This window comes from Enterococcus sp. DIV1059_2 (assembly GCF_051713685.1).
In the GTDB taxonomy this organism is placed as follows: Bacteria; Bacillota; Bacilli; order Lactobacillales; family Enterococcaceae; genus Enterococcus_D; species Enterococcus_D casseliflavus.
Genome location: NZ_JBIOQK010000001.1, coordinates 656,754 through 681,192 on the forward strand (window position 1 = coordinate 656,754; position 24,439 = coordinate 681,192).

General features: G+C 44.5%; 18 protein-coding genes and 1 other RNA gene. 14 read left to right on the top strand and 5 right to left on the bottom strand.

Features of this window, described 5'->3' with window-relative positions:
• Window positions 1-168 precede the first annotated feature (168 nt).
• The 6 genes from IGI72_RS03105 to IGI72_RS03130 all read left to right on the top strand — a co-directional run bounded on the left by IGI72_RS03105 (window position 169) and on the right by IGI72_RS03130 (window position 11,445).
• On the top strand, window positions 169-2,718 hold the full coding sequence (locus IGI72_RS03105; protein WP_438753087.1) for a VWA domain-containing protein: 2,550 nt from the start codon (window positions 169-171) through the stop codon (window positions 2,716-2,718).
• A gap of 397 nt (window positions 2,719-3,115) precedes the next feature.
• Window positions 3,116-4,570 (top strand): helix-turn-helix domain-containing protein, encoded by a 1,455-nt coding sequence (locus tag IGI72_RS03110; protein ID WP_438753090.1) that lies wholly within the window; start codon window positions 3,116-3,118, stop codon window positions 4,568-4,570.
• Window positions 4,563-4,973 (top strand): hypothetical protein, encoded by a 411-nt coding sequence (locus tag IGI72_RS03115; protein ID WP_034858588.1) that lies wholly within the window; start codon window positions 4,563-4,565, stop codon window positions 4,971-4,973. The genes IGI72_RS03110 and IGI72_RS03115 overlap by 8 nt, the downstream gene beginning before the upstream one ends.
• 173 nt (window positions 4,974-5,146) lie before the next feature.
• Entirely contained in the window at window positions 5,147-5,926 is a 780-nt protein-coding gene (locus IGI72_RS03120) for a WxL domain-containing protein (RefSeq protein WP_438753093.1), read from the top strand.
• 225 nt (window positions 5,927-6,151) lie between these two features.
• On the top strand, window positions 6,152-7,201 hold the full coding sequence (locus tag IGI72_RS03125; RefSeq protein WP_438753096.1) for a WxL protein host-binding domain-containing protein: 1,050 nt from the start codon (window positions 6,152-6,154) through the stop codon (window positions 7,199-7,201).
• A gap of 20 nt (window positions 7,202-7,221) precedes the next feature.
• On the top strand, window positions 7,222-11,445 hold the full coding sequence (locus IGI72_RS03130; RefSeq protein WP_438753099.1) for a WxL domain-containing protein: 4,224 nt from the start codon (window positions 7,222-7,224) through the stop codon (window positions 11,443-11,445).
• Window positions 11,446-11,518: 73 nt separating this feature from the next.
• Here the strand turns inward: IGI72_RS03130 and IGI72_RS03135 are convergent, their stop codons facing one another.
• The 3 genes from IGI72_RS03135 to IGI72_RS03145 form a co-directional block, all read right to left on the bottom strand.
• Window positions 11,519-13,018 (bottom strand): helix-turn-helix domain-containing protein, encoded by a 1,500-nt coding sequence (locus IGI72_RS03135; protein ID WP_438753101.1) that lies wholly within the window; start codon window positions 13,016-13,018, stop codon window positions 11,519-11,521.
• A gap of 206 nt (window positions 13,019-13,224) precedes the next feature.
• Window positions 13,225-15,009, bottom strand: a complete 1,785-nt coding sequence (locus IGI72_RS03140; protein WP_438753104.1) for an ABC transporter ATP-binding protein — start codon at window positions 15,007-15,009, stop codon at window positions 13,225-13,227.
• On the bottom strand, window positions 15,002-16,735 hold the full coding sequence (locus IGI72_RS03145) for an ABC transporter ATP-binding protein (protein ID WP_438753107.1): 1,734 nt from the start codon (window positions 16,733-16,735) through the stop codon (window positions 15,002-15,004). Before IGI72_RS03145 ends, IGI72_RS03140 begins: the two co-directional genes overlap by 8 nt.
• 106 nt (window positions 16,736-16,841) lie before the next feature.
• On the opposite strand from IGI72_RS03145, the gene IGI72_RS03150 reads away from it, so the two are divergent.
• From IGI72_RS03150 to ffs, 6 genes are all read left to right on the top strand, one after another.
• A complete protein-coding gene (locus tag IGI72_RS03150) occupies window positions 16,842-17,645 on the top strand; it encodes a MerR family transcriptional regulator (protein WP_081357400.1) in 804 nt (267 codons plus the stop codon).
• Window positions 17,646-17,744: 99 nt separating this feature from the next.
• Window positions 17,745-18,494, top strand: a complete 750-nt coding sequence (locus tag IGI72_RS03155) for a YczE/YyaS/YitT family protein (RefSeq protein ID WP_438753110.1) — start codon at window positions 17,745-17,747, stop codon at window positions 18,492-18,494.
• A gap of 139 nt (window positions 18,495-18,633) precedes the next feature.
• Complete coding sequence (locus IGI72_RS03160; protein WP_438753113.1) at window positions 18,634-20,001, top strand: RsmB/NOP family class I SAM-dependent RNA methyltransferase; 1,368 nt, start codon at window positions 18,634-18,636, stop codon at window positions 19,999-20,001.
• A gap of 68 nt (window positions 20,002-20,069) precedes the next feature.
• Window positions 20,070-20,405, top strand: a complete 336-nt coding sequence (locus IGI72_RS03165) for a hypothetical protein (protein WP_005227636.1) — start codon at window positions 20,070-20,072, stop codon at window positions 20,403-20,405.
• Between the two features lie 131 nt (window positions 20,406-20,536).
• A complete protein-coding gene (tadA, locus tag IGI72_RS03170) occupies window positions 20,537-21,043 on the top strand; it encodes a tRNA adenosine(34) deaminase TadA (RefSeq protein WP_438753116.1) in 507 nt (168 codons plus the stop codon).
• A gap of 29 nt (window positions 21,044-21,072) precedes the next feature.
• Window positions 21,073-21,159: signal recognition particle sRNA small type (gene ffs, locus IGI72_RS03175), an RNA gene on the top strand.
• 213 nt (window positions 21,160-21,372) lie between these two features.
• Here ffs and IGI72_RS03180 read toward each other — a convergent pair.
• Together IGI72_RS03180 and IGI72_RS03185 are read right to left on the bottom strand one after the other, a co-directional pair.
• On the bottom strand, window positions 21,373-21,780 hold the full coding sequence (locus IGI72_RS03180) for a type II toxin-antitoxin system death-on-curing family toxin (protein WP_005227640.1): 408 nt from the start codon (window positions 21,778-21,780) through the stop codon (window positions 21,373-21,375).
• Window positions 21,777-22,019 (bottom strand): addiction module antitoxin, encoded by a 243-nt coding sequence (locus IGI72_RS03185; protein WP_005227642.1) that lies wholly within the window; start codon window positions 22,017-22,019, stop codon window positions 21,777-21,779. Before IGI72_RS03185 ends, IGI72_RS03180 begins: the two co-directional genes overlap by 4 nt.
• A gap of 326 nt (window positions 22,020-22,345) precedes the next feature.
• Here IGI72_RS03185 and IGI72_RS03190 point away from each other — a divergent pair, with 326 nt between their 5' ends.
• A complete protein-coding gene (locus IGI72_RS03190) occupies window positions 22,346-23,728 on the top strand; it encodes a bifunctional metallophosphatase/5'-nucleotidase (RefSeq protein WP_438753120.1) in 1,383 nt (460 codons plus the stop codon).
• A gap of 90 nt (window positions 23,729-23,818) precedes the next feature.
• Complete coding sequence (locus IGI72_RS03195) at window positions 23,819-24,439, top strand: YutD family protein (protein WP_005227649.1); 621 nt, start codon at window positions 23,819-23,821, stop codon at window positions 24,437-24,439.

Sequence of the window (24,439 nt, forward strand, 5' to 3'; positions counted from 1 at the left end):
CTTTTATGATAGCACAAAAAACGTGATTTTTTTGCAAATGAAATCGGCATTTTTTTGTCTCCTTTTCGCAGCAAAACCTTCTATACTGTTTTCTGATAAAGGCTCGCTTTCCTCATTACTCAAGGATTTTTGTGAGGAAAGCAGTGCGGAAATAAAGGAGCGAAAGCGATGAAACACAAAAGAGGTTGGCAAAAGCATGCAGGGATTTTTTTCCTGTTGTTGATGGGGTTTCTTATAGGCAGTCTGACTGTAAACAGTGAAACCACCACGTATGATTTTGACTATCAAACCGATGCGACCGGGCAGTATTTGACAAATGGAACGGCGCAAGGAGATACGTACAATTACAAGTATGGACAGGCGCCGGGGGTTGCTTTTGATGAAGAGAACTATGTCAATTATGCAGATGAAGCGTATCTGAAAAAGAGTGTCAAAGAAGCAGCGGGTCAAGGACTATTTGATGTAACGTTAGCTGTCAAAGGCAACCAGACCAGTACCCCTGTTGATCTGGTCATGGTGATCGATTATTCTTCCTCTATGACGGGAGAAAAATTGACCAACGCCTTGTTGGGGCTGCAGCAGTTTGGAAATGAATTGGCTGATTCGCTGGCGAATGGTTCCATTCGGATCGGGATCGTTGCCTACAATCGGGAAATCTACACCACCAATGGTTTTTCTACCGATATCGCCTACTTAGAACAATTTCTGCGGGAGACGGCCGAAACCCATTCTGGAACCTTCATGCAAAAGGGCTTGCTGGCAGGGCAACAGCTATTACTGGAAGAAAGTCGACCAGAAGCGGAAAAGCTGTTTATCCATATTGGTGATGACAGTGCCAATCGTAGTTATTTGCCAGCAGATGATGCAACAGTTTATCAAAATACTGGCGCAATCCGCGATTACAATGGCTATCACACGGAAAGCTATGTCGAGTCATTTCAAACATCGGCTACTGCTTACCATACGACAAGTAAAAATCCGTCAGATTCGCAAGCCATTCCTGTTAGCAGTACGGTGGTGACAGACGAAACCCTTGGCACGATCGTCGCGCTTAAAAAATCTGGGTTTACCTATTATTCGGTAGCAACGGCGCCTTCCGCACGCGGGGAATACATTGGGCGTAATCTGGCGTCTGCACCAAGCAATTACTTAACGACGGATGAAAACCTGAGTGGATTGGGTTCAGCATTGACGGAAATCGCGAATCATATCGATAAAACGATCCCTGATGGGACGATTACAGATCCGATGGGCGAGGGCATTCTTTTGCAAGGATCTGGCAAGTTTGATGCCGATCAGTATCAGTTAGTCGGGTGGCGCAAAAATGCGCAAGGAGAGTGGGTCGAGGCGCAGGAAGTTGCAACTGGAGTAACCGTTTCTGAAAAGAATCAGACCATTACGGTCAGTGGGGTAGCTTTAGGTGAAAATGAAAAACTGACCTTGACCTACCAAGTTCGTCTGAATACGGAAGCCCCAGATTTTAAAGGAGAGACGTGGGTGTTGTGCAATGGCCGTACGACCTTAACCCCAGCAAGCGGTGATGAAGCATTAGATTTCCCAATTCCTTCCATCAAAGCACCCAGTGTTTCCCTTGCGGTTCTTAAAAAGTGGGTCAATGTTTCAGCAGCTGAGATTCCCGATCAAATCGATTATCAAGTCAAAAGAACCACTACTACGGCAGCAGACAGTTGGCAGCAGTCAGACCGTTTGTCCCTTGAAAAAGCCAATGATTTTCAAGCATCATTTACAAAGGTACCCGTTGCTGGTCAAATGGCAGATTTACCAAAATACAACAATCAAGGGGAAGACTTCGTGTATTGGGTTGAGGAAGTCAATGTCCCCGACGGCTTCGAAAGCAGTGTGACGACTGAGGGAGATACCCTTGTAATCACCAATACAAAAAAAGAAACCGAACCAAGCACAACGGAACCAAGTACATCGGAATCAAGTACCACAGAATCAAGCACGACGGAGCCAAGCACGACGGAGCCAAGCACGACGGAACCAAGCACGACCGAATCAAGCACGACGGAACCAAGCACCACAGAACCAAGCACGACGGAACCAAGCACCACAGAACCAAGCACGACGGAACCAAGCACCACAGAACCAAGCACGACGGAACCAAGTACAACAGAATCAAGCACGACGGAGCCAAGTACCACAGAACCAAGCACCACAGAGCCAAGTACGTCGGAATCAAGTACAACAGAATCAAGTACGACGGAGCCAAGTACGTCGGAACCAAGTACGTCGGAACCAAGTACCACGGAACCAAGCACAACCGAACCAAGCACAACCGAACCAAGTACGACGGAACCAAGTACCACGGAACCAAGTACGACGGAGCCAAGTACAACAGAACCAAGCACGACGGAACCAAGCACGACGGAACCAAGTACCACGGAGCCAAGTACAACGGAGCCAAGCACGACGGAACCAAGTACAACGGAGCCAAGTACCACAGAACCAAGTACCACAGAACCAAGTACAACGGAGCCAAGTACGAGGACCACAAACAGTGACGGTGCCACGCTAGGAAATTCCCATGAGAGCCAATCCACTGACACGAGTGCTGGTAGCGAAGTCACGAAAGCTTCCAGTCAAGAAAAAGTAAAGGCTCTTCCTCAAACGAATGAGCAACGGGCTGCATGGCTGGTGATTCTAGGCGCAATCATGGTAGGCGGTGTGTTTATAAGCGTACTGAAAAAGAAATAGGAGATTGTTCTAACTTATAATTCTATATAGTCAGCTAGACAAGTGTCTAGCTGCTTTTTTGTGCTTCAATCAGTTGAAATCGGCGCTGTTACTAAAAAAGCTATGGCTTATTTGTGAGTATAGCTAGAAATTGATGAAGGAGAAACAATAAACAAAAACGTAGCGCAACTATTTAAAATAACACTGAATATTTACCTTTGAGAGCCTGAAAAATAGATGAATATTGATAGAAAGTCAATATTTTTGCACCCTCGTGTGCAAATGCTGGATAAAAAATAGGTGGTAATTTTGTTAGAATCAAACAAGAAACATTGCAACGACTCGAAGGCAGCGCTAAAGGAGGGACCTACGATTTGATAAATAATTTATAGGAAATTTGCTAAAGGAGATTAAGCCCGTGAACAGTCTTACATTCCAATTGGTAACGAACTCAGTGAATCGAAGAAGCCTGATACTATTGGCGTACATGGAAAACGAACAGATTTTGAGTGTCAAGCAGCTCTCAGAAAAAGCGAGTATTTCTCGGCGGACGATCTTAACGGACTTAAAAGCACTACGCACATTTTTTGGTGATACGATCTCTCTTGAAGGGACCCATCACGGGATGAAGTTAGTGATCAAGGATCATGGTGAGTACTATAAAAAACGACGCTCTTTCTATGAGCGAGAACCACTGATTTTATTAGTACAAGCTTTTTATGCGGGACAAACGTTTCCTTTTCTAGCTTGGATACGAGCCATGCATATTTCAGAATCAACGGCAAATCGACTCTTAAAAAAATTACAGCTGATTCTTGATGAATACGGTTTGGTGGTAACCAAAGCACCGATTGGGCTGATGGGAGAAGAAATCAATCAGCGAAAGTTCTTCTGGGATTTTTATTGCGAAACGCACTATTTTGAGTTGCCAGTTATTGATCATCAGCTCCAAGAAACGCTTTTAAAAAGAATTGAGCAAAACGTGGGGATCGTTTCAAGAAAAAAGCTTCTCAATATTATTCGTTTGTCTTTTCAGCGTGCCACTTTTGGAACCTTGACCGTTGATCCTGAGGTTCTCGCAGTGATCCAGCAAGATCCGCTTTTTCTGACGATCAAGGAAACACTTCAAGAAAGCAGCAGTCTTCAACCCATCGCAAAAAAACGGCTCCTTCAGGAAGCGTGTTTTATTTACCTAATGCTCTATGCGCAGTGGGCGCTTCGGGGGAAAACGAGGATTCCCCTCAATACCTTTTCAAAAACGAGTAAGCGATTCGTTGAACTTTTTGTTGCTTTTTTTGAACAGCACAATTCTTACCTTGACGAACCTTGTGCAATTCAACAGGTCGTTGAAGATTTTTTAGTACGACAATATGCAAAAGTTGGTTTAGCACCTATCTACCTAAAAAATCCGGATAGTACGAATCAATTTGTGTTTTCTTTGCCTTTTGATCTGTATGAGCCTTTGATTAGGTTTATGGAAGTGAATGAGATTCCGCAATGTTTCAAAAATCAATTTTTGACGGACTTTTGTTGTTCCTTCGTTCTTTATCTTTTTGGCAATCAATTGATTCGGGTTTCGCAAAAAATCGTGGTGTTGCTTGCCAATAATTATGTGATCGATGAATGGGTCTATAGTATTTTTGAACATCATTTTAGTGGTCGAATGGCTGTGCTCTATGAAGAGCAATTAACATCGGAACAGATCAACCAACTTGACTGTGATATTTTGATCACAAATATCATCCCATTTGATTACTCCATAGAAAAGCAACCGCAGGTCTTTTTTTTGCCTAAATACATTGGGTATAAAGAAGCGATTAAAATGGTTGTCTCCATCCTAAATGAAGGATTGGAGGACTTCGTTTGTGTCTGAAGTATGTTTTTTGGAAGAGAAAAAGGAGCGAGAGGAAAATGAGGAGGAATACATGGCGCTTCGTAAATTGAGGTATTTTATTGTACCAATGTTGCTGTTAAGTTGTCTGCTAGTCGCTGATTTCGTAGAAGCCAAAGAAGTGTCCACCGCTAGAACAGAAGGGGTCATCCGTTTTGTTGGTGGCCAGGAACCTGAAAAGCCAGAGCCCAAACCGCCAACAGGGGAATGGCGAGCACCTGAAGAAGATTCGTCTGATAGCGCAAAAAATGATCGTTTTCCGCAAACGAACAGTCACCAACGACTACTTATTTGCTGGATAGGTCTGCTGCTCGTCATCTTGAGTGTGGTTGTTTACTTGAAACGATGCGCAGGACGATCCGCTAACGAGAAAAATGGCCTTTAGGCAATACGGTCGCGCGCTTGTTTTAGGATAAGGCAGTTGTGGATTTTGAAGAAAAGGAAAGATTAGTAAGTCATCTGGCAACCAATTCTAGCGAAAAAAGGTTTATGCATCAATCAATAGTAATAATTGTAGATTCTTTCTACAAATAATAATAGGAAAAGGAGTAATTTTTTATGAAACGTATTTATATAGCAACAATCAGTATCATGAGTATCGCTGTGTTATCTGGGGGAGTGACCGCAGCAGCAACACCCATCCTGCAAGGAAATACCGAAAATGAAGTAGACTTCATCCCTGGGAATGAGGAGGAGATCGATGTTGAATTACCTGAAAAAGAGCCAGAGGTAGAAATTGATCCGATCGATCCAGATATAACCGGTCCATTCACTTTGGTGCATGTGCCAAAGCGCTTCGATTTTGGGACCCAAGTGATCAGCACAGGCCCTGGAAAATCCGCCATGCTTGCGGAGCTAGAACGACTGTCTGATGGGTCAGGAACCGCGCCATATGTCTCTTTTGCTCAAGTATTGGATACCCGTGGTGGACATAACGGTTGGACGTTAAATGTCGATTTGGATCAATTTACAAGTACCGATGCCACTTTGAATCATAAATTACGTGGGGCTTATATCGAATTTCAAAATCCACAGATTCGTTCGAATGCATTAGATCCGACTACTTTTCCAACGGCACCTAGCGATCAATTTAACCATCAAACCATCGACGTTGGAACGGAAGGCAACACCTTGATGTCTGCAGCTCCTGGCCAAGGGGCGGGTCTTTCAACGGTTCAATGGGGTAATCAAACCCTGCTAAATCAACAGCATGCAGCGGGGGAAGAGGATATTCTCAATGAAGCGATTTGGCTCCATATACCGACAGGAGCGAATCCGCAAGCAACTGCTTATACGGCTACTCTGACTTGGCATTTAAGTGCCACTCCTGGTAATTAAGGAATAGTTTTTTGGAAGAACACAGCAAAGAAGCCAGTCTTTTAGCTTGGCTCAAAAGCACGAATAAGGGCACATGGATTTAACGGATCATTTTACCAGTAAGCGCGAGAGCGAATGATCCGCGTGTTGCGATTAGGGAAAAACGAATCGGGAAAGTGAGCAAGGGATAGAGGGAATAGGCAGGAGACGAGTCGTTCCTGCCTATTTTGAAAGGAATGATTCATTATGAAGACACAAAGCAAGAGATCAATCAAAAATAGGCTAGTAGCTGGGTTTGTTTTACTGGTGATGGTACTCGTTGGATTGCCGATGACAGGTTGGGCAGAAACACAATCAGAATTGCCATTTCATGTGGTTCCTAATTTACCGGAAAGCCAATTGCCAGATGGGAATAGTGGCTATTTTGATCTAGAACTAGCGCCAGGGACCGATGATGTTCTAGGAGTGACGATTCAAAATCGCGCGGAAAAGGAAATCACGATCGAAATATCCGCACATACGGCGTTCACTAATGGAAATGGCGTCGTGGAATATGGCAAAGATGCCGCAGAACCTGATCCGACTTTGCCTTATTCGATAGCTGATCTAATCGAATCACCTGGAGAGGTCATTTTGTCAGCCAAGGAAAAAAAGACGATCGAGTTACCCATACATATGCCTGAAGAAGCCTTTGTTGGTAGTCTAGTCGGCGGTTTACGTATTCGAGAGGTCATCGCAGAAACGACTGGATCAGAGGAAGAAGGTGTTGCGATCCAAAATCGGTTTGCTTATATTCTAGGCGTCGTTGTCCGCAATGAAGCATCTATTATTGAACCAGAGCTTGCGTTATTGGATGTGTTTGCCGGTCAAGTCAATTATCGCAATGCGTTTCGGGCAACGCTGCAAAATCCTTTGCCGCGTTTTGTCAATCGCCTAGAGGTAGAGGCAGCTGTTCGACGAGCGGATCAGGAAGACGTTTTATATGAGGCGCAGCGTGAAGGGATGCAAATGGCGCCAAATTCACACTTTCATTTTCCCGTTTCATTGCAGGGGGATCGTTTTTACAGCGGAGAATATGTAATGAGCCTAACCGCTCGAGCTGAAGGCGAGGAGTGGACCTGGGAATTTCCGTTTACTGTGGAAGCAGACACAGCACGACAGTTGAATCGTGAAGATGTCACCATTGAAGAGGAGCAAAACTGGTGGTTGATCAGCGCATTAGGACTAGTAATTTTCCTTCTTGGCATAATCATTTGGCTGTTATGGAAGAACAAAAAGCCGACCATGGATACGTAAGAAGTAAAGGAGAGCATGGAATGAAAAAGCAAAACTTGAAGTATTGGATTCGCTTGCTGCTTGTTTTTATGGGATTACGCTTGATGAGTGTCCCTCTCATCGTTGTTTTTGCTGAAACCGAGCCGCCTTACCTTGTACAAACGCTAACGGATGAGGGCGTTCTTGAGGAGTTTGCCGCAGAAACATCTGAGCCTGAAGGGACGGTGCAGTTCAAAGAGTCTAAATTTGCTGGTACGGTAGGTCAACCGCTTACGATCGATTTGGTCAGCGACCGAGCAGTGGCAGAAATCTTCCTAGAATTACCAGCAGAAGTCAAGCTGATGACTGATGCATTGGCTCCCGGACAAACAGCAGTAAAACAAAGCGATCAAGGCTGGCAGATCAAAGCAAGTCAAGCACAGCAGACATTTTCTGTTTTGGTCGTTGCTGAACGTCCTGGAAGTTTTGTTGTAGCCAGTGTAGGGAGTGAAGCGATCGTTGAAATCGCTACCGCAGAGACAGAAAATGAGGAAACACCAAAAGACATGGAAAACGAGTCTCAAAAATCGCCAGAAAAGGACAATGATCCTGCTGAACAAGCAGCAGACGACGAAAGTTTGCAGCAAGCGTCAGAAGAGCAGGGGGCTAGTGCGATCGTACCAAGCTCCTTTGATGGTGGCACAGCTTTTGTAGCGAACATGTCGGAGTTTATTAGTGCTTTACAAGATCCAGCCGTATCAATTCTTTCCTTACAAGCCGACCTTGTCCAATCTACTCCCAGCATAATGACCATCGATCGTCCGATAATGATTCAAGGAAATGGCCATACATTGACCTTCACTAACAATAGTGCCTATTTTCGATTATTAGCTGTTAATGAAGAAACGATTTTTCGTATCGAAAATCTCACGTACCAAAAAACAGGCAACACCGCTTTGATCCAGACCACCAATGCGTTGAGTCAAAACTGGGTCGTTGAACTAGAGGGAGTGGAAGAAGCCGCGGAGAATCGGTCGCCTTTTATTTTAGCACGAGAAGCGACGGTTCATTTTACAGGCGGTATCAATCGCTTTGAAGCAATGACGATGGATTCCGATACTCTGTTCAATCTGAAGGAAGTAGAAGCGAGCAATCAAGCACAGGTGATTATCGATAAGCCGAATATGTGGATTTTTTATACAGCACCAGATATTCAAGAGCCACGATTTTTGCTTGGCGAAGAGACCCAAATGACTATCACTACGCGACAAGGGGATGCGAATACGATCGACCTGCGTGGGGATAATGGTCAAATGACAATTAACCATGGTGCCTCTTTAATCATTCAAAGCCCTGGAACAGCTGCTGATGCGACTATTTTGAATAACAATGCCGTGATCCTATCTGGGAAAAATCCCCGATTTATTGTAGCAGAGAATTCAGTTTTTTCTATCGATGTTGCGTTAAGAAAACGCGGGCTTGTTCTGACTGGAGAGCAGCCAGAATTGACGATCCAATCGGGTGCAAACGTAACGATAAACACAATGAATGCGAGCGCCATCCTCTTAAATGGCTTCTTTCCTTCTGCTACGATCGCAGGAGATGAAACGCAAGTGCGGGTAAACAATGAGACGGCAACAGATGCCAATGCGATCGAACTATTAGGAGATGACAGCAATTTTTATCTGATTGATGGAGGTACGCTCATTGTAGAAAGTCAAGGAGTAGCGACGGACACTTCTGAAGAACAAAATATTGCACTACTCATGAAGGGCGCTGATCCAAGAATGATAGTGGGGGAAGCTGCCTTATTGCAAATTGAAACGACACAAAAAAGGCGTGGCATATATCTGACTGGAGAGAATCCTGAGTTGACGGTCCAGAACGGTTCAAAAGTACGCTTGACAGCCGAAAATGCAAATGCTTTACGAGTCAACGGAAAAAATGCCGACGTCACCATTAGTGGCGAAGACACACATGTACGGATTTTTAGTGAGATTGCAGCGGCAGAAGGAGCAGCAGCTTTTGTTTTAACGACACCGTCGAATGCGGCAGAAGCTGGCGTTCTTACTTTGAGTCAATCAGCAATTTTAGAGGTTGAAAGCATCACTGCTAGTGCGATCAATATCACCAGTCTCAACTTTACCTTTGAAGTGCAAAGCAATGGACAACTAATAGCTAGCAGTCATGAGGCTGACGGTGACCATGCTGTGATTCGCTTTTTATACTTCGGTATGGTGACGTTTCATGTGACGGATGGTGGAATAGTAAATGTTCATAAAAAAGGGGGCAGCGCACCCTTGATCCGAATTCCTAGTGGAGGAAATTCTTTTGAGATCACTGAAGGTGGCATCGTTGATCTTTATAATCCAGGAAATGGCAACGCGCATGATGGGAATGTTGCTGGAGGAAACCAAGGGATTTTTTATGCCAGAGGTATCCATGATAACGGGACAGAGAATAATTTTTCAATCGTAGGTGTCGATAGTAAATTTATGTGTGTAGCAGATAGTGGTCCGGGGATCGACATGCACACCTACTTCAATTCAACGATTTACGTTGAACAAGGATATTTCCAAGTGGAAGGGCGGACAAGTACCCCGGATGGTGGGGTGTTTCGTTCAGGCAAACTATCTGTCTTCTTGAATGATCCAGTCTTTTTTGATTTTCGTAACGATCGGCTTGATGGAGGAAACATCTTTAGTGTTTCTAATCTTTCAACATTAACGGCGACGAATAGTGACTTAGCTGTCTGGAAAAATGGGTCAAATCTTTTAGGAGATCCCGATCTAAATTTCCCAACCCTTGATTTTGCTTTTTCAGGAGCTGATTTTGGCCTGTTGGGTTTGACGAATAAGCCCGAGATATTGAATACGGAGACCTTTGGCAATCAGGGACTGACGGCATATTCTCGCGTGAGTTCAAACAATGCGCGTTGGGCGATCGTTGATGAGTTGCGAGTGCCGACGAATGCGGACAAAAAAATTCATGGGCGAGTCAGCTTGCCTGTTGGGTTTGACGGGACTCGACCAGCTTGGGACGATGAAGCGAAAGTGACCGTTGAAATTGAAACAGCAGATGGTCAGAAGGAAGAAGTCACTGCAAAAACCGTCGGACATACAGAAGAAACACCAGGGATCAGTATCTACGGAGAAGAGGCGCAAGGAGGAATTTTTGAGATTCCTCTTGAGGCTCCCTTGGAAGCAGGAACCATCGTCCGAGTCATCGCCGTCGAATTAACCAGCGGCGAACTGACAGAAGGTGCCCAGCATCAAATACGGACCGAGTCTGTGCAGGTTTTCCCCATTTTGCCGCCAACGCCCGCAGCTTTTGCTTCCTACGTTCTTCTTGAAGAAACAAACGAGATCCATGGCCACACGGAAGACACAAAGGTTGAGCTAAGTGCTACCCATAATGGTATCTGGTTTGATATAGAGGCGGTGGTTATCGATGAAGAGGGAACGTTTACGATTGATGTAAGTGATCGGCAGTTAAAAGCAGGGGATGAGATCCAAGTCTTTCTGAAAGATTCTGCTGGTTCGGCAAAAGAAGCTGGAGTGATCAATCCGCCGTCAACGAATGACGAACAGGGCAATCAGAATCCAGCTTCAGAACTCGTTTTTCGGGATGCTGTGTTTCCCGCTGCAACTACCCTGCGAATCGCCCAGACTGGCCCACTGCCGCCGGTTGATCCATTGGAACCGGATGTAGAGGTGAACCCAGAAAATCCACCGATCATTTCTGAAGACCAAGGATTACTTAGTCTTGATTTTGTTTCTCAGTTCCGATTTGGTCAAGCGCCGATCCGCAGTACCAAAGGAACTTATCACGCATTGCCCCAGCAAATGATTGCTGCTGAAGGGGCAAGCGAAACTAAGGAACGTCCAAATTATGTACAGATCACGGATCAGCGTCAGGATACAGAAGAGACGAGTTGGCGTCTATCTGCGACTCTTAATTCGCAGGGCTTTCGAAATGAAGACAATGAGTCCTTGATCGGTGCTCAAATCAGCTTAGCCAATCAACGGCTTATGACGACTTCAGAAAATTCCAATGCTAGTATGCCAGAGCTTTCAACGATGAAGGATAGGGTAACTTTGGCGCCAGGCGAAGCGCAGCCTCTACTAACTGGCGATAGTCAGAGTACGGGAACATGGGTCTATCGTTTTGGTGATCAAGAGACGGCAGCCACCAGTGTCACCTTAGAAGTACCTGCTGGTGCAAATCCCAAGTTGGGACGGTACCGTGCAACGATTGAATGGTCGTTAAGTAGTGTGCCAGAGTGAAGAACAAATACTACTCGTCCATAGAAACGAATGGAAAAGACGTGTGCGGCGTTCAAGTGCCGCACACGTCTTTTCAGTTATAGAAGGAGCTTTTTTCGGTGTTTTGCAACGCAAAATTATGGATGATTTTTGGGTTGATGATTTTCAAGAAATTGTTCCAATCATCTGCATCTGGGATCGATTTTATTAGGAGGCATTCAACATCCAGAATATACTCTTCCAAATACTCTGCGTAATTCGTCACGACTAGATCAATCTTGTTTCGTTCCACATAATCTAAAGAAAACTCACTGGAATCAGGGAATTGTAAAACATGATATCGACCAAAATATTTTACAGCAAAAGCATTGATGTGAAGGCAAATATGCGAATCCCCTTCTAAAAGAAAGGCGATCCGGCGTGGGTTGCCCCAGTATTTTTCTTTTAATCCTTCAAAGTACAAAGTGAAGCGGGCACTGATTGCTGGCAGAGCAGTTGCTTCAAAGAGAGGCTCTCTAAGAAGAAACCGTGTATTTTCCTCATACTCTTTAGGGTATTGTGTTTGTGCGTAATTGGAAATTTCTTCCATGCTTTGATTGTAGGTAGGGGATATCAGCTGCTTTATTTTTTCCGTAATAAAGAAAGAATGGAGAAAAACAAACTCTCGGGACTGATCATGATCGGAAATCTGCTGGAGCTGGCAAAAATTGGCAGTCAGTTCTTTTAGCTCAGGCCAATGGTCAAAGCGGCTAACAAATGATATTTCCCTGAGATAGTTGTTTATCCCACGGTTACTTGCTAGTAGAGCGAAAAGATAGACCAGCTCCTCTGATGGTAAAGACAAGGAAAAAGCGGTTTGGAGTCGTTGATTGAGGGGCTGGATTTCTTGGAAGAGTTCATCTGCCAAGACGATCTTTTTTAATTGTTCGGAGACAACGACAGTTTCTCCCGCTTGATGACGCTCAAGGATAATATACAACCAATAACTGATATACCAAAATGAAGCTGTATTATTGGTTTTGCCGCGTATATTGCGAAAAAAATCTAAGACGATGTTTTGCACAGCAATGGTTGGACGTACCGTATGAGGCGTAGCGTCCGACTCATAATAAAAGGCATGGAAAAATTTGCGAATATCCGCTTCTGATCCGATCAGACGGAAATTCTTATGATCAACAGATAACTGAAAGGGCTTCAGGGCTTTTTCAAAAAGTGTCAAATAGCGTAAAAGGGAACTCTCAGAAAGATAAAAATAGTCTGCCCATTCGGAGACTGTCCGATATTCTCCCTTAAACAGATGCTCAAGAATAACGAATAACGGTTCATTTTGAAGGAGCGCTCGTTTTCGTTCCAGATATTCTTTCGGTAGTAATTCGTGAAGAGAATAGCCATTCGACGTGGATTCGATCATGAGCGTACTTCCAAAGTAGCTCCGTAGCCCCTCCATATCATAAATAATCGTGCGCCGCGAACTCTGGACAGCTTTTGACAACTCACGATTCGAAAGGGTCTTATGCCGTTCCAAAAGATTCAATAGTTTCAACCAACGATTGGTGGTCGTAGAAGTAATAAACGTCATCTGAAAATTTTTCATTCGTAACACTCCCATACGGTCTGTTTGATGGATCATCGCTCACGTCTGATTATGGAATATGGATACGGGCAAGGCAAGGGAAAGGTTTTTGGTACCTAATAAGTGTTTCTTGTATAGGAACACATACGCTACTTGGGGATGAAAAGCAAATAACCGAAAGGGCCAACGATTCGTCTTAAACATCGTTGGCCCTTTCGGCTTTTTTATCAAGCTGTTGCAAACTGGCTGTTATATAGTTGGGCGTAAAGGGAATCTTGTGCCAATAATTCTATATGGGAGCCTTTTTCGACGACGGAGCCGTCTTTCATCACTAAGATCAAGTCAGCGTTTTTGATGGTAGAAAGACGATGGGCGATGATAAAGCTGGTTCGTCCTTGGGTCAAACGATCCATCGCCGTTTGGATCATTTGTTCCGTCCGCGTGTCGACACTGGAGGTGGCTTCATCAAGGATCAGAATCGTTGGGTCTGCTAAAATCGCCCGAGCGATCGTCAATAATTGTTGTTGTCCTTGTGACAGTTCGCTTTCGGAACCAATGACGGTATCGTAACCGTTGGGCAGGGTCCGCACGAAGTGGTCGCATTGGGCGGCTTTGGCGGCAGCCAAGATGTCTTCTCGAGTGGCATCGGGATTGCCATAAGCGATATTTTCAGCGATGGTTCCTTGGAATAGCCACGTATCTTGCAGCACCATACCGAATTTTTTTCGTACTGCTGGTGCCGAAAAGGACATCATGTCTTGATCGTCCAGCAAGATCTTCCCACCATTCAATGGATAAAAGCGCATCAAAAGATTGATCATGGTGGTTTTTCCAGCACCTGTTGGTCCAACGATCGCGACCGTTTGTTTTGGTTTGACGGAAAATTCGACGTTTTCCATCAAGAGTTTTTCCTTGCTGTAGCCAAAGGAGACGTGTTGAAAATCGATTTTTCCTTTGATGGTTTGTGGAACTGGCAGTTGTTGGGTCGCAGTTTCTTCTTCAGGATAATCAAGGATCTCAAAAATTCGTTCGAGAGATGCTAAGGCACTTTGCAAGGTGTTCATAATATAAGAGGCTTGCGTGATCGGTTCAGACACTTGGTTGATGTATTGCAGATAGGCTTGTACGAGACCAATGGATAATTGCCCTTGCAACACCATCAGACCACCAACGACGGCGCTTAAGATAAAGCCGATTTGATTGATAAAGCGCACGAAAGGATTGATAGCTGCACTGACGAACTGTGCTTTTCGAAAGGCTTTAAATTGGGCTTCGCTCAATTCCGCCATTTCCGCTTCAACGGCAACTTGTTGGTTGTAGGATTTGATCAGCGGATTTGCGGTATAAAACTCTTCCGCACGACTGCTGACAGCACCTAATGTTTCTTGGTTTTTGGTAAAGTAGCTCAAGTTTTTTCGTGCGAGAACGGTGGTCACAAAAGCACTCAAAAGCAAAATCAGGACCACGCCGATCGTCAGTAATGGGCTGAGATAAAGCATGGCGATCAAGCCGAAGGTAATGCTGATGGTTGCGGTGATCAGCTGCATCAAACCGACTTGCAAGACTTCAGATACTTTATCTAAATCGAGAATCACTCGGCTTAAAATATCGCCAGTATGATGTTTGTCGTAAAAACTGATAGGCAGGCGATTGAATTTGTCACTGATTTGTTTGCGTAAAGTCAAGGTCAGGGTTTCACTGACACTGGCCATCGTATACTCTTGCAGCAAGGAAAAGAGACTGATCAAAAGCCACGTTCCCGCTAAAAGGACGACTGGACCTAAAATACTTTGCCAAAAATCATTGATCTGCCAGCCTTTTTGTTGAAACAAGGCAATCAGATTATCCAGTCCACGCCCCAAGATCAAAGGGGCGATGGACATTAGTAAGGAAAAGAACAAGGCGGAAGCGATAATCAGTAGAAAGCGGGCTTTTTGTTCCATCAGCAAACGCAGCAAACGTCGGCTTGTATGTTTCATGTTTTTTGGGGTATCCATTGGTTGTTTACTCATCCTTCATTCCTCCCATTCCTTGAGATGAGGCAAACTCTTGATAAGTTTGGCAATTGCGTAATAATTCTTCGTGGGTTCCTTTACCGACCATTTTGCCGTCATCCAAGACAATGATTTGATCGGCATTTTTGACGGTCGATACCCGCTGAGCCACGATAATGACGGCGGCATCTTTCGTGTATTCTTTCAATGCACGCCGCAAGTTGGCGTCTGTTTGATAATCCAAAGCAGAAAAACTGTCGTCAAAGAAGTAGATTTCTGCTGGCTTTGTCAGCGCTCGGGCAATACTCAGTCGTTGCTTTTGACCGCCAGAGAAATTGCTGCCTTTTTGAGCAACCGGACTTTCATAACCTTCATGTAAGCCTTCAATAAATGACTTGGCTTGAGCAACTTCAGCGGCTTTTGCCATCGCCTCATGGGTTGCTGGACGATTGCCGAAACGCAAGGTTTCTTGAATCGTGCCGCTAAGCAAGAGCGCTTTTTGCGGGACATAACTAATTTGGTCCCGTAATTCGGCTTGTGAGATCTCTTTGATGTTGCGGCCAAAAAGCGTGATCGAACCAGCAGTCACATCTTTGAAACGCAACAGCGCTTTGGCGATGGTGCTTTTGCCAGAGCCAGTTCCGCCAACGATCGCTGTCGTTTTGCCTCGGTGGATCTCAAAGCTGATATCTTCTAAGACAGGTTCTTCGGCGCCTTCATACGTAAACTGCACGTGATTGAAAGCTGCGATCGTTTCTGACACGGCAGTCTTGTTTAAGGTTTGGTCACCGTCGATCAAATCAATTGGTTCTTCCAAAACTTCTGTGATCCGTTGCAAGGAAGTCAAGCCTTTAGGCACCATCACGATCACCATCGCTGCCATAGTCAAAAACCAAAGACTCAGGATCGTGTATTCGATGATGGCAGTAATACTACCAATAGCAAGGTGGCCCTGCAGACTTTGATAGCCGCCGTAGACAAGGATAGTCGAAATCGAGAGTCCCATTACTAAATTGACGGTCGGATTCAAGACAGCAAAGAGGCGATTGACTTGGATCATGGTTTTCGCATATTCCGTCAGTGTTTGATCTGTCCGTTCTTTTTCGTAAGCAGCTTTGTTGAATGCTCGAATCACCCGAGCGCCAGTAAAGGTTTCTCGTAAGATCCGCATCATTTTATCGACTAGTTTTTGCGTGATTTGTGATAATGGGATCGCTTTGCGAATCACTCCATAAGCGATCATTGAAAAACATAGGATCGCTACGATTGGGACCCAAATCATCCGTAAAGAGACGGTGCCGGTTAGAAAAATTGAAGCAGCGACGATCATTGGGGCTGGCAAAATCATTTGCAGCGCCATCATCAAAATTTGTTGGATGTTGTTGATGTCGCTGGTGGTACGTGCCAGCAAAGTGGGCGTACCATAGCCATCAACGGCGGATACAGAGAGCTCTTGTGTTTTTTTGAAAAGGCGCATCCGCAAAAAATGCCCGAATTTTCCTGAAAGGTGGGCAGATAAATAACTACCGCCTACAGAGACGATCACGGTGCCGATGGCAATGGCAAACATCCACCAGCCATTGTGCCAAATGGCTGTCGTGTCGACTTTCAAGATCCCTTCATCAATGATTTTTGCCAAAAAATACGGCAACAAGAGTGTGCCGAAGGATTGGACCAGCATCAAAAGAAATAAACTGAAAAAGAAGCGTCGTTCTTCTTTATAAAATAACTGTAATTGTTTCATGATTTCCCTCCAAAAATGTCGTTCTATGGTAGAATAAACTGTAACGTTACGTTACAGTCAAGCGAGGAGTGAAATTTTTTTGAAAAAACAATTGACCATCAGTGAGATGTCCGCTTATGCTGGCGTGAGTCGGCGCACATTGATTTATTACGATCAGATCGATTTATTCAAACCGCATTCGATTGGTGAAAACGGCTATCGCTACTACGGCTTTGAACAATGCCTTGAGTTAGACGTGATTTTGCTCTTGCGTTCTTTAGACATGCCCTTGCAAGATATTCGACAATTTTTGAAAAACCGCAATCCTGAATACACGCAAAAGGAACTTGTGGAACGGCGAGGAGAAGTTCGTGCCAAAATCGCTGCGCTGCAAGAATTGGAACGAACCTTCGATCGCTACATCCAGCGCTATGAAAAAGTACAGAAAGCCGATTTTGAGACCTTTACGATAGCGCACCACGAAGCAGAGGCGTTTATCGTTTCCGAAGAGATCGCTGGCGATGATCCAGAATCTGCTTATCAAGTGTACGCCCGTTTTTATCCGCTAGTGGATTATAAAGATGCCTTCAGTGGCTACCCCATCGGCTTTTTAAGTGCTGGAACGACATTAGAGGATCAGACCTTTCACGCATCGCCTTATCGGGCACTGATCTTGATTCCCCAAGATCGGCTGCATCTCTATCCTGAAAAGCTGATCATCACGCGTCCTACTGGCACGTATGTGTCTGGGTTTGTCAGTGAGGGAGAGGAGCAAATTGCTGCTTTTACCCATCGCATCCAAGCCTTTCTAAAAGAGAATCATTTAAAGATCGATGGCGATGTTTGGGAATTGTTATGGCAAGATGAAGTCTTTACCGCCCAAAAAGAATTGCAGATATTTGAAGTGATGGTTCCAGTGAAGCCCGAGTAATGGACGAGGCACGCGTATCTGTAGGAACCGAAAATCAAGATACGCAATCGCAATGGTTGTTGCGGGCTTTTCAATGGAAGCAAAATAGAAGCAAAGGAGATGGACGAAGCCAGATGGTATCCCTACAAAGAGCCCTGTGAAGCGTTGAAATTCCCATTTTCCTTTTTTCTCGTTATACTTGAAAGAACAGATGAGAAAAAAGGGGAAATTTTAATGAAAAAAGAAACAGGATTACGCTCGCTTTATGCGTTGATTGGTGTCGCCATTTTAGGATTCGGGGCGGCATTGCTGCGGGTCGGCGGAGTAGGGCTAGACCCATACACAGCTGCCAATATCGGTGTCGGTGAGCTGCTAGGGTTATCTCTTGGGGTCTATCAATTGATGATCAATATCGCTGTCCTAGTATTGATTTTTATCTTTGGCCGTCGCCATATCGGTATCGGGACGGTCATCAATATGGTGCTGACAGGATTTTTCATCGACTTTTATACCAACGTTTTTGATTGGTTATCCGTCGGTCCCAATAACTGGTGGCAGCAAGGCTTGTTCTTGTTGATCGGGATTATCTTCTTTACCTTCGGTGCGTCGTTTTATATGTCAGCGAATTTGGGCAGCGCCCCCTATGACGCGATCGCCCCAACCATCGTCGATCAGACGAAAGCCAACTATCGAGTGGTGCGGGTGATTCAAGACGTTGCCTTTGCCTTGATTGGGCTCTTCACAGGCGGACCTATTGGAATCGGAACCTTCATCAGTGCCTTTTTAGTGGGCCCACTGATCAAATTCTGGGACAACCGTGTCTCTCAGCCATTCATCGAAAGCAGTGTCAAAAAAGCGATTTTTAAATAAAAAAGGTCTGCAGCAAAGAGAAGTCGAAGCGATTTAGTCGCCCACTTCACTCAGCTGCAGTTTTTTTGCCATTTGATCAAGGAATTCTTGCATAATTGCTTCTCAGTCGCTAGAATAAAAAAGCCGAGGAGGGGTAAGTATGCAATTACCAACACCATTTATTGAAAAATACCAACGGTTGCTAGGAGAAGAAGCACCAGCTTTTTTTACCGCTTTGACCGATAATCAGCCAGTCAAAGGCTTTCGCTTGAATGTTGCTAAGCCGCACGCACAAGCGATGCTGGCAAAATATGGACCAGCCGCTGTACCCGCCCCCTATGCAGAAGCTGCTTATATTGGCGAAGTCAAAGGCCGTTCGCTGCTCCATCAAGCTGGCTATGTCTACAGCCAAGAACCTAGTGCGATGATCGTAGCAACGATCGCAGCCGCTCAACCAGGGGAGCGGGTCTTAGATTTATGTGCGGCACCAGGGGGCAAAACAACGCAGCTGGCAAGCCAATTACAAGGAAAAGGGCTGCTTGTAGCAAATGAGATTTTCCCGAAGCGTGCCAAAATCCTATCAGAAAATGTGGAGCGTTGGGGCTTTCCGAATGTAGTCGTCACCAATCAGGCTCCACAAGAATTGAGCCGCCATTTTCCTCAGTTTTTTGACAAGATCGTAGTGGACGCCCCATGTTCTGGTGAAGGGATGTTTCGTAAAGATCCCGTCGCCTTAGAAGAATGGCAAGCAGAAACACCTGATCAGTGTGCGATCCGACAAAAAGACATTTTGGCACAAGCCGTTACGATGCTAAAACCGGGGGGCCAGCTGATCTATTCCACCTGCACCTTTGCCCCAGAAGAAAACGAAGCGATGATGGCTTGGTTAATGGAGGAGTATCCCTTCACGATCGAAGCGATCGACTTGGACAATGTATCTCATGGGCGCAGGGAGTGGGGAGCTGCACCTGGGATTGAGAAAACCATCCGCTTATGGCCGCATTTAAACCAAGGAGAAGGTCATTTCGCTGCGAAATTGACCTCCCAAGCAGAAGCAGCGCCAGTGAAAAAGAAGAAAAAAGGCAAAGGAGCGACAGCCAAGAGCCCATTAGATGCAGCGACTCAAAAGTTGTGGCAAGCCTTTCGCAAGGAGTTTCCTTTTTTACAGGCACTGAATGCGACGCCACAGCTGCTAGGAGAAAACCTCTGGCTCGTTCCTGAAGAAATGTCTTCTTTAAAAGGGATCAAGTTTATGCGCCCAGGTTTGCACGTCGGCGTCGTTAAGAAGAATCGGATCGAGCCAAGTTATGCGTTGGCATTGGCGATCCATGCAGAAGAAGGGGCACCGACAGTGCCGATCACTTTGCCGCAATGGCAGCAGTATGTGGCAGGTGAAACCTTGAGCGTGCCAGGAAATGCTGGATGGGTGATTTTGACAGTCGATGAGATCCCAGTCGGTTTTGGAAAACAAGTCCAAGGAACCGTAAAAAACTTCTTTCCTAAAGGATTAAGATTCAAAGCGATTTAAACGAAATAGTGTTTTTATTTCAGTCCTCGTGCTATGATGGAAGTAGCAAAATAAGGGAGCTGATCGATATGAAAACATCATCAAAAGTAACGATTGGATTAAGCATTGCAGCGATCGCTGGGATCACTACTGCCGTCGTTGTATCAGACAAAGTATTCAATAAAGTACGCTTCGCTTGCAACCGACACAAAGTAAAGAAATTTGTCGATGACAAATTCAACGGCAATGAAAAATTGCTGGATGTCGTAGACGGCTTGTCTGACAATGAATTGGATTCGTTGTTAGGTGTGATGAAAAAAGTCAATGAAGGCCGCAACAAAATCTCTGTTTACGGAGACAATATCAAAGATTCGACAGAACATGTCAAAGACAAGTTGACGAGCTTTGTTGATTCCGTCTTTTAAGTCAATCATTCCATTTGAAACTCGCAGGGACATCGGTCTTTGCGAGTTTTTCTCGTCTTTCTAAGCGTTTTTCGTTATACTAACAAGGAAATGCACGAAATGGTGCGAGGTAGAGGAGTGAAAGTGAAGTCGTGGAAAAAACAAGTACCTTGACTGCCGAGGAAAAAGCCTTCTTTATGGAAGAAGCAATCAAAGAAGCCCGAAAAGCAGAAGGGTTGGCAGAAGTACCGATCGGTGCTGTCGTCGTCTTGGATGGTAAAATCATTGGTTGTGGGCACAATCTACGAGAAACGCAGCAGCAAGCCGCAGCGCATGCGGAGATGTTTGCGATCGAAGAAGCCTGTCGCACTGTCGGAAGTTGGCGCTTAGAACAAGCGCAGCTGTTTGTGACCTTGGAACCATGCCCGATGTGTAGTGGGGCGATGTTATTGGCACGGGTAGAAGAAGTGTATTTTGGTGCCTACGATCCCAAAGGCGGCACTGCTGGTACATTGATGAATTTATTGGAAGATGAGCGCTTCAACCATTGGTCCTATGTGGAAGGCGGCATTTTAGAAGAAGCATGCGGCCAGCTGCTAACAGATTTTTTCCGAGCATTACGAGAAAAGAAAAAACAAAAAAAGGCTGGCAATCTTTAACGAAATACGTTATACTAAGTTTTGCCGAAAGGCTAGGACAATGGAGGTCTTGTGAAGCGTGTCAGATCCGGAAGGAAGCAGCACTAAGCAGGATTCTCCATGTGTCTGATTGAAAAACTGCCTGCTTTTGAAGAAAGCAGTAGTACTAATTGAATCGATGATCATTCAACCCTGAGACAGACTGTCTTAGGGTTTTTTATTGTCTGAAAGTCTTTAGTTGAGTCTTCTCTTTGATAAATTTTCATGATCAATTTTTAGCCAATCTAGTAAAAAGTGAATCACGATTGTTTGATTGTAGGTGAAGAATTGCTGATTAGCTAGTTACTTTTTTACGACTTTCTTGTGTATTTTCGAAGGTAGTCAGAGGTTGATCGTTTTAAAGTATCAAATTTATTTTCGTCATATTTCGCAATGTGCACCAGAAATGCAATCGTTTGATTTTGTTCGAAAAAAGTTTCATAGTGGTTAAGCTTGAAAAAAACATCCGTTGCCATGAAAGCCGTTCGTTTATTGGCATTATGAAAGGGATGTTTTTTGATTAAGTTGATTAGAAGGATTGCAGCTTTTTCCTCCATTGAGGGATATAATTCTTTTGAAAAAACGATTTGTTGCGGTTGTTTTACAGCCATGGCTAATCCAGATGGATCACGCAAGCCGATCTCTTCATTTGGTGTTTGACTTTTGATAAGCACGACATTCATTTTTATGATTTGTTTTTCTGATAAGTAGATTGTCAATGATTTGCGAGCTCCTTATACATCTCTTCATATTGAGAAAAAGATTGATCGATTAAACGATTGATTTCGAGTTCCTGCTCAGAAGGTAATGACTTTTTCGTGATTGCAGCAGCTAATTTGTCTTCATCAACAAATACGTAATCATTTTCTTGAATTCCTATTTTTTCTAATAATTCTTTCGATAATGTTAAAACAACTGAATTTCCGCTCTTTCTAATTTTTCGTTCTTGAATACTCACTTTACATCTCCTCCTTATATCGTATATACAGTATATACGATAAACGAGAATTACTCAATAATTGTATGATCGTATGTTAGTGCTATATATTTTGGATCGTATTTGCTTGGGAAAAAATCATTCCAACAATTGAGCAAAACATGGCGGTACTTTTTGACAAATGACTGCCTATTTATTCCATTCTTTTCCAAGCATTCCAATGGTTTCCCAGAGATTTTATGCTATGCTTATTTTGTAGAGACTTCCGTCGCCTTTCTACTGGCAACCCTTGATGCCAAGAGAAATGGATAGTGATTTCAGGCGACGTATTTGAAAAGAGGCGCACAATGGAAAAAATTACGATTATCCATACGAACGATCTGCATTCCCACCTAGAACATTGGCCGAAAATGCGGCGTTATTTGGATCAAAGAAAACGAGAAGCGGATACCACCGAAGAGACAGTGATCGCACTCGACTTAGGCGACTTTGTCGATCGCTGGCATCCTTTGACAGAAGCAACTGACGGCAAGGCGAATGTCGATTTGATGAATCAAGGACATTACGATGCGGTGACGATTGGGAACAATGAAGGGGTCGGCAATCCCAAAGAGGTCTTGCAGCATTTATATGACCAAGCAGAATTTCCTGTCATTTTAGGCAATTTATTTGATAAACAGGATTTACGTCCGCCGAAGTGGGCACAAGAATACAAAATCATGGAAAGCAATCAAGGCGCCAAAATCGGCCTGATTGCTTTTACAGCACCGTTTCCGCTGACATATGCCCCAAACGGCTGGGACATTCGCGAACCCTTGGAGATTTTGCCTTCATTGGTGCAGCATTTGCGCACCGAAGTCGATCTGCTGGTCTTGATGAGCCATCTAGGTATCAATGCTGATCGCCAGATTGCGAGGGACTTTCCAGAACTAGATGTTATATTAGGTTCCCACACGCACCATTTGTTTGAAAAGGGCGAAGTCATCAATGGGGTTCAAATTGGGGCAGCTGGCAAGTTTGGTTTTAACATTGGCGAAGTCGAAGTGGTCTTAGATGATCACCACCGCCCAATCAAGCATCGCGCCCGTGTGATTCCGACGGATTCGTTGGTGGCTTTTCCGCAAGATGAGGAAGAGATCGCCGAATATCTATCGATCGGCCATCGCTTGCTGCGGGCAAATCAGGTGGCAGAAATTCCAGCAGCGTTTACGAGGGATTGGCAAAGTGAACATTCCTTGGTTCGGGAGGCGCTTTTGGCATTATGTGCCAAAGGACAGACGGATGCCGCCATCTTAAATACGGGGCTATTCTTAGATGATTTGCCACAAGGGCGGGTCGATCAAGATCAGCTGCACACGATTTTACCCCATCCGATGCATTTGATTCGGGTGACGCTGCAAGGCGCAGATGTCATTCGATTGGTCTTAGAAATGGAAAAAAATCGCAACTTTTTGCGCAATTTCCCAATTATGGGAATGGGCTTTCGAGGGAAGATTTTTGGTGAACTGGTTTATGAAGGCATCCGCTTTGATGAAAAAAACCACCAAGTATTGTGGAAACAAGAGCCCGTCGATCCTGCTCAAAGCTACACGTTGACCCTTGTGGATCACTACTTGTTTATTCCGTTTTTCCCGACGATCGAGATTGCTGGAACCGTTGAGTTTCTTTTTCCAGACTTTATTCGCACAGTGGTCGGTGATTACCTGAGTCAGAAATACCCCATCCAGTAGTTCGTCACTCCTCCAGCTGGATTTTGCGAGAAAACCGCGACTATCATTGGGGAATAAAACAAGGTATAATAAACAACAGGTGGTGAAAAAATGACCGAAAAACAAACGATCACAGATGAAATGACATCTGTACTAGAAGAAATTATTGAAGAACCAGCGAAACAACCGCAAAAAGGCGAGTTGGTGACTTTGTTAAATGATGAAGAATTAATGATTGGCAATCGACAATACAAATTGGTCATGGATTATCGTGAAGGCTTCAATCCAGAAAAGCTTGGCGAGCGTTACAGTGAAGTGTTGGCACGTTATGATTATATCGTAGGCGATTGGGGTTATGAGCAGCTGCGTTTGAAAGGTTTTTTTGAAAAAGATAACCGCAAAGCATTACCCGATCAGCGCATCGACATGTTGGAAGACTATTTGTATGAGTATTGCAACTTCGGTTGTGCCTATTTCGTGATCCAACGAGTTGGCGGCAAAAAAGAAAAAAGTACCTCCCGCCGACGCAAGAAAAAGCCAACCCAAAACAATCAAAATCAAAACGCACAACAAAACGCCCATATAGAAGAAAAGCGTGACACCGTACCGCAGAAAAAAAGCAAACCAACGATCAAAAATCGTAAACCAAAAGAAAAGAACGTCAAAAAAACCGAGACAACCACGGTGAAAAAAGGCAAAAAAGAGTTTACGATTCGACAAAGGGAAGAATAA

Bases quoted from the DNA above. Each gene is read 5' to 3' on its own strand.
- IGI72_RS03105 (WP_438753087.1), top strand. From the start codon at position 169: ATGAAACACAAAAGAGGTTGGCAAAAGCATGCAGGGATTTTTTTCCTG.
- IGI72_RS03120 (WP_438753093.1), top strand. From the start codon at position 5,147: ATGAAACGTATTTATATAGCAACAATCAGTATCATGAGTATCGCTGTG.
- IGI72_RS03125 (WP_438753096.1), top strand. From the start codon at position 6,152: ATGAAGACACAAAGCAAGAGATCAATCAAAAATAGGCTAGTAGCTGGG.
- IGI72_RS03130 (WP_438753099.1), top strand. From the start codon at position 7,222: ATGAAAAAGCAAAACTTGAAGTATTGGATTCGCTTGCTGCTTGTTTTT.
- IGI72_RS03135 (WP_438753101.1), bottom strand. From the start codon at position 13,018: ATGAAAAATTTTCAGATGACGTTTATTACTTCTACGACCACCAATCGT.
- IGI72_RS03140 (WP_438753104.1), bottom strand. From the start codon at position 15,009: ATGAGTAAACAACCAATGGATACCCCAAAAAACATGAAACATACAAGC.
- IGI72_RS03145 (WP_438753107.1), bottom strand. From the start codon at position 16,735: ATGAAACAATTACAGTTATTTTATAAAGAAGAACGACGCTTCTTTTTC.
- IGI72_RS03150 (WP_081357400.1), top strand. From the start codon at position 16,842: ATGTCCGCTTATGCTGGCGTGAGTCGGCGCACATTGATTTATTACGAT.
- IGI72_RS03155 (WP_438753110.1), top strand. From the start codon at position 17,745: ATGGACGAAGCCAGATGGTATCCCTACAAAGAGCCCTGTGAAGCGTTG.
- IGI72_RS03160 (WP_438753113.1), top strand. From the start codon at position 18,634: ATGCAATTACCAACACCATTTATTGAAAAATACCAACGGTTGCTAGGA.
- IGI72_RS03165 (WP_005227636.1), top strand. From the start codon at position 20,070: ATGAAAACATCATCAAAAGTAACGATTGGATTAAGCATTGCAGCGATC.
- IGI72_RS03190 (WP_438753120.1), top strand. From the start codon at position 22,346: ATGGAAAAAATTACGATTATCCATACGAACGATCTGCATTCCCACCTA.
- IGI72_RS03195 (WP_005227649.1), top strand. From the start codon at position 23,819: ATGACCGAAAAACAAACGATCACAGATGAAATGACATCTGTACTAGAA.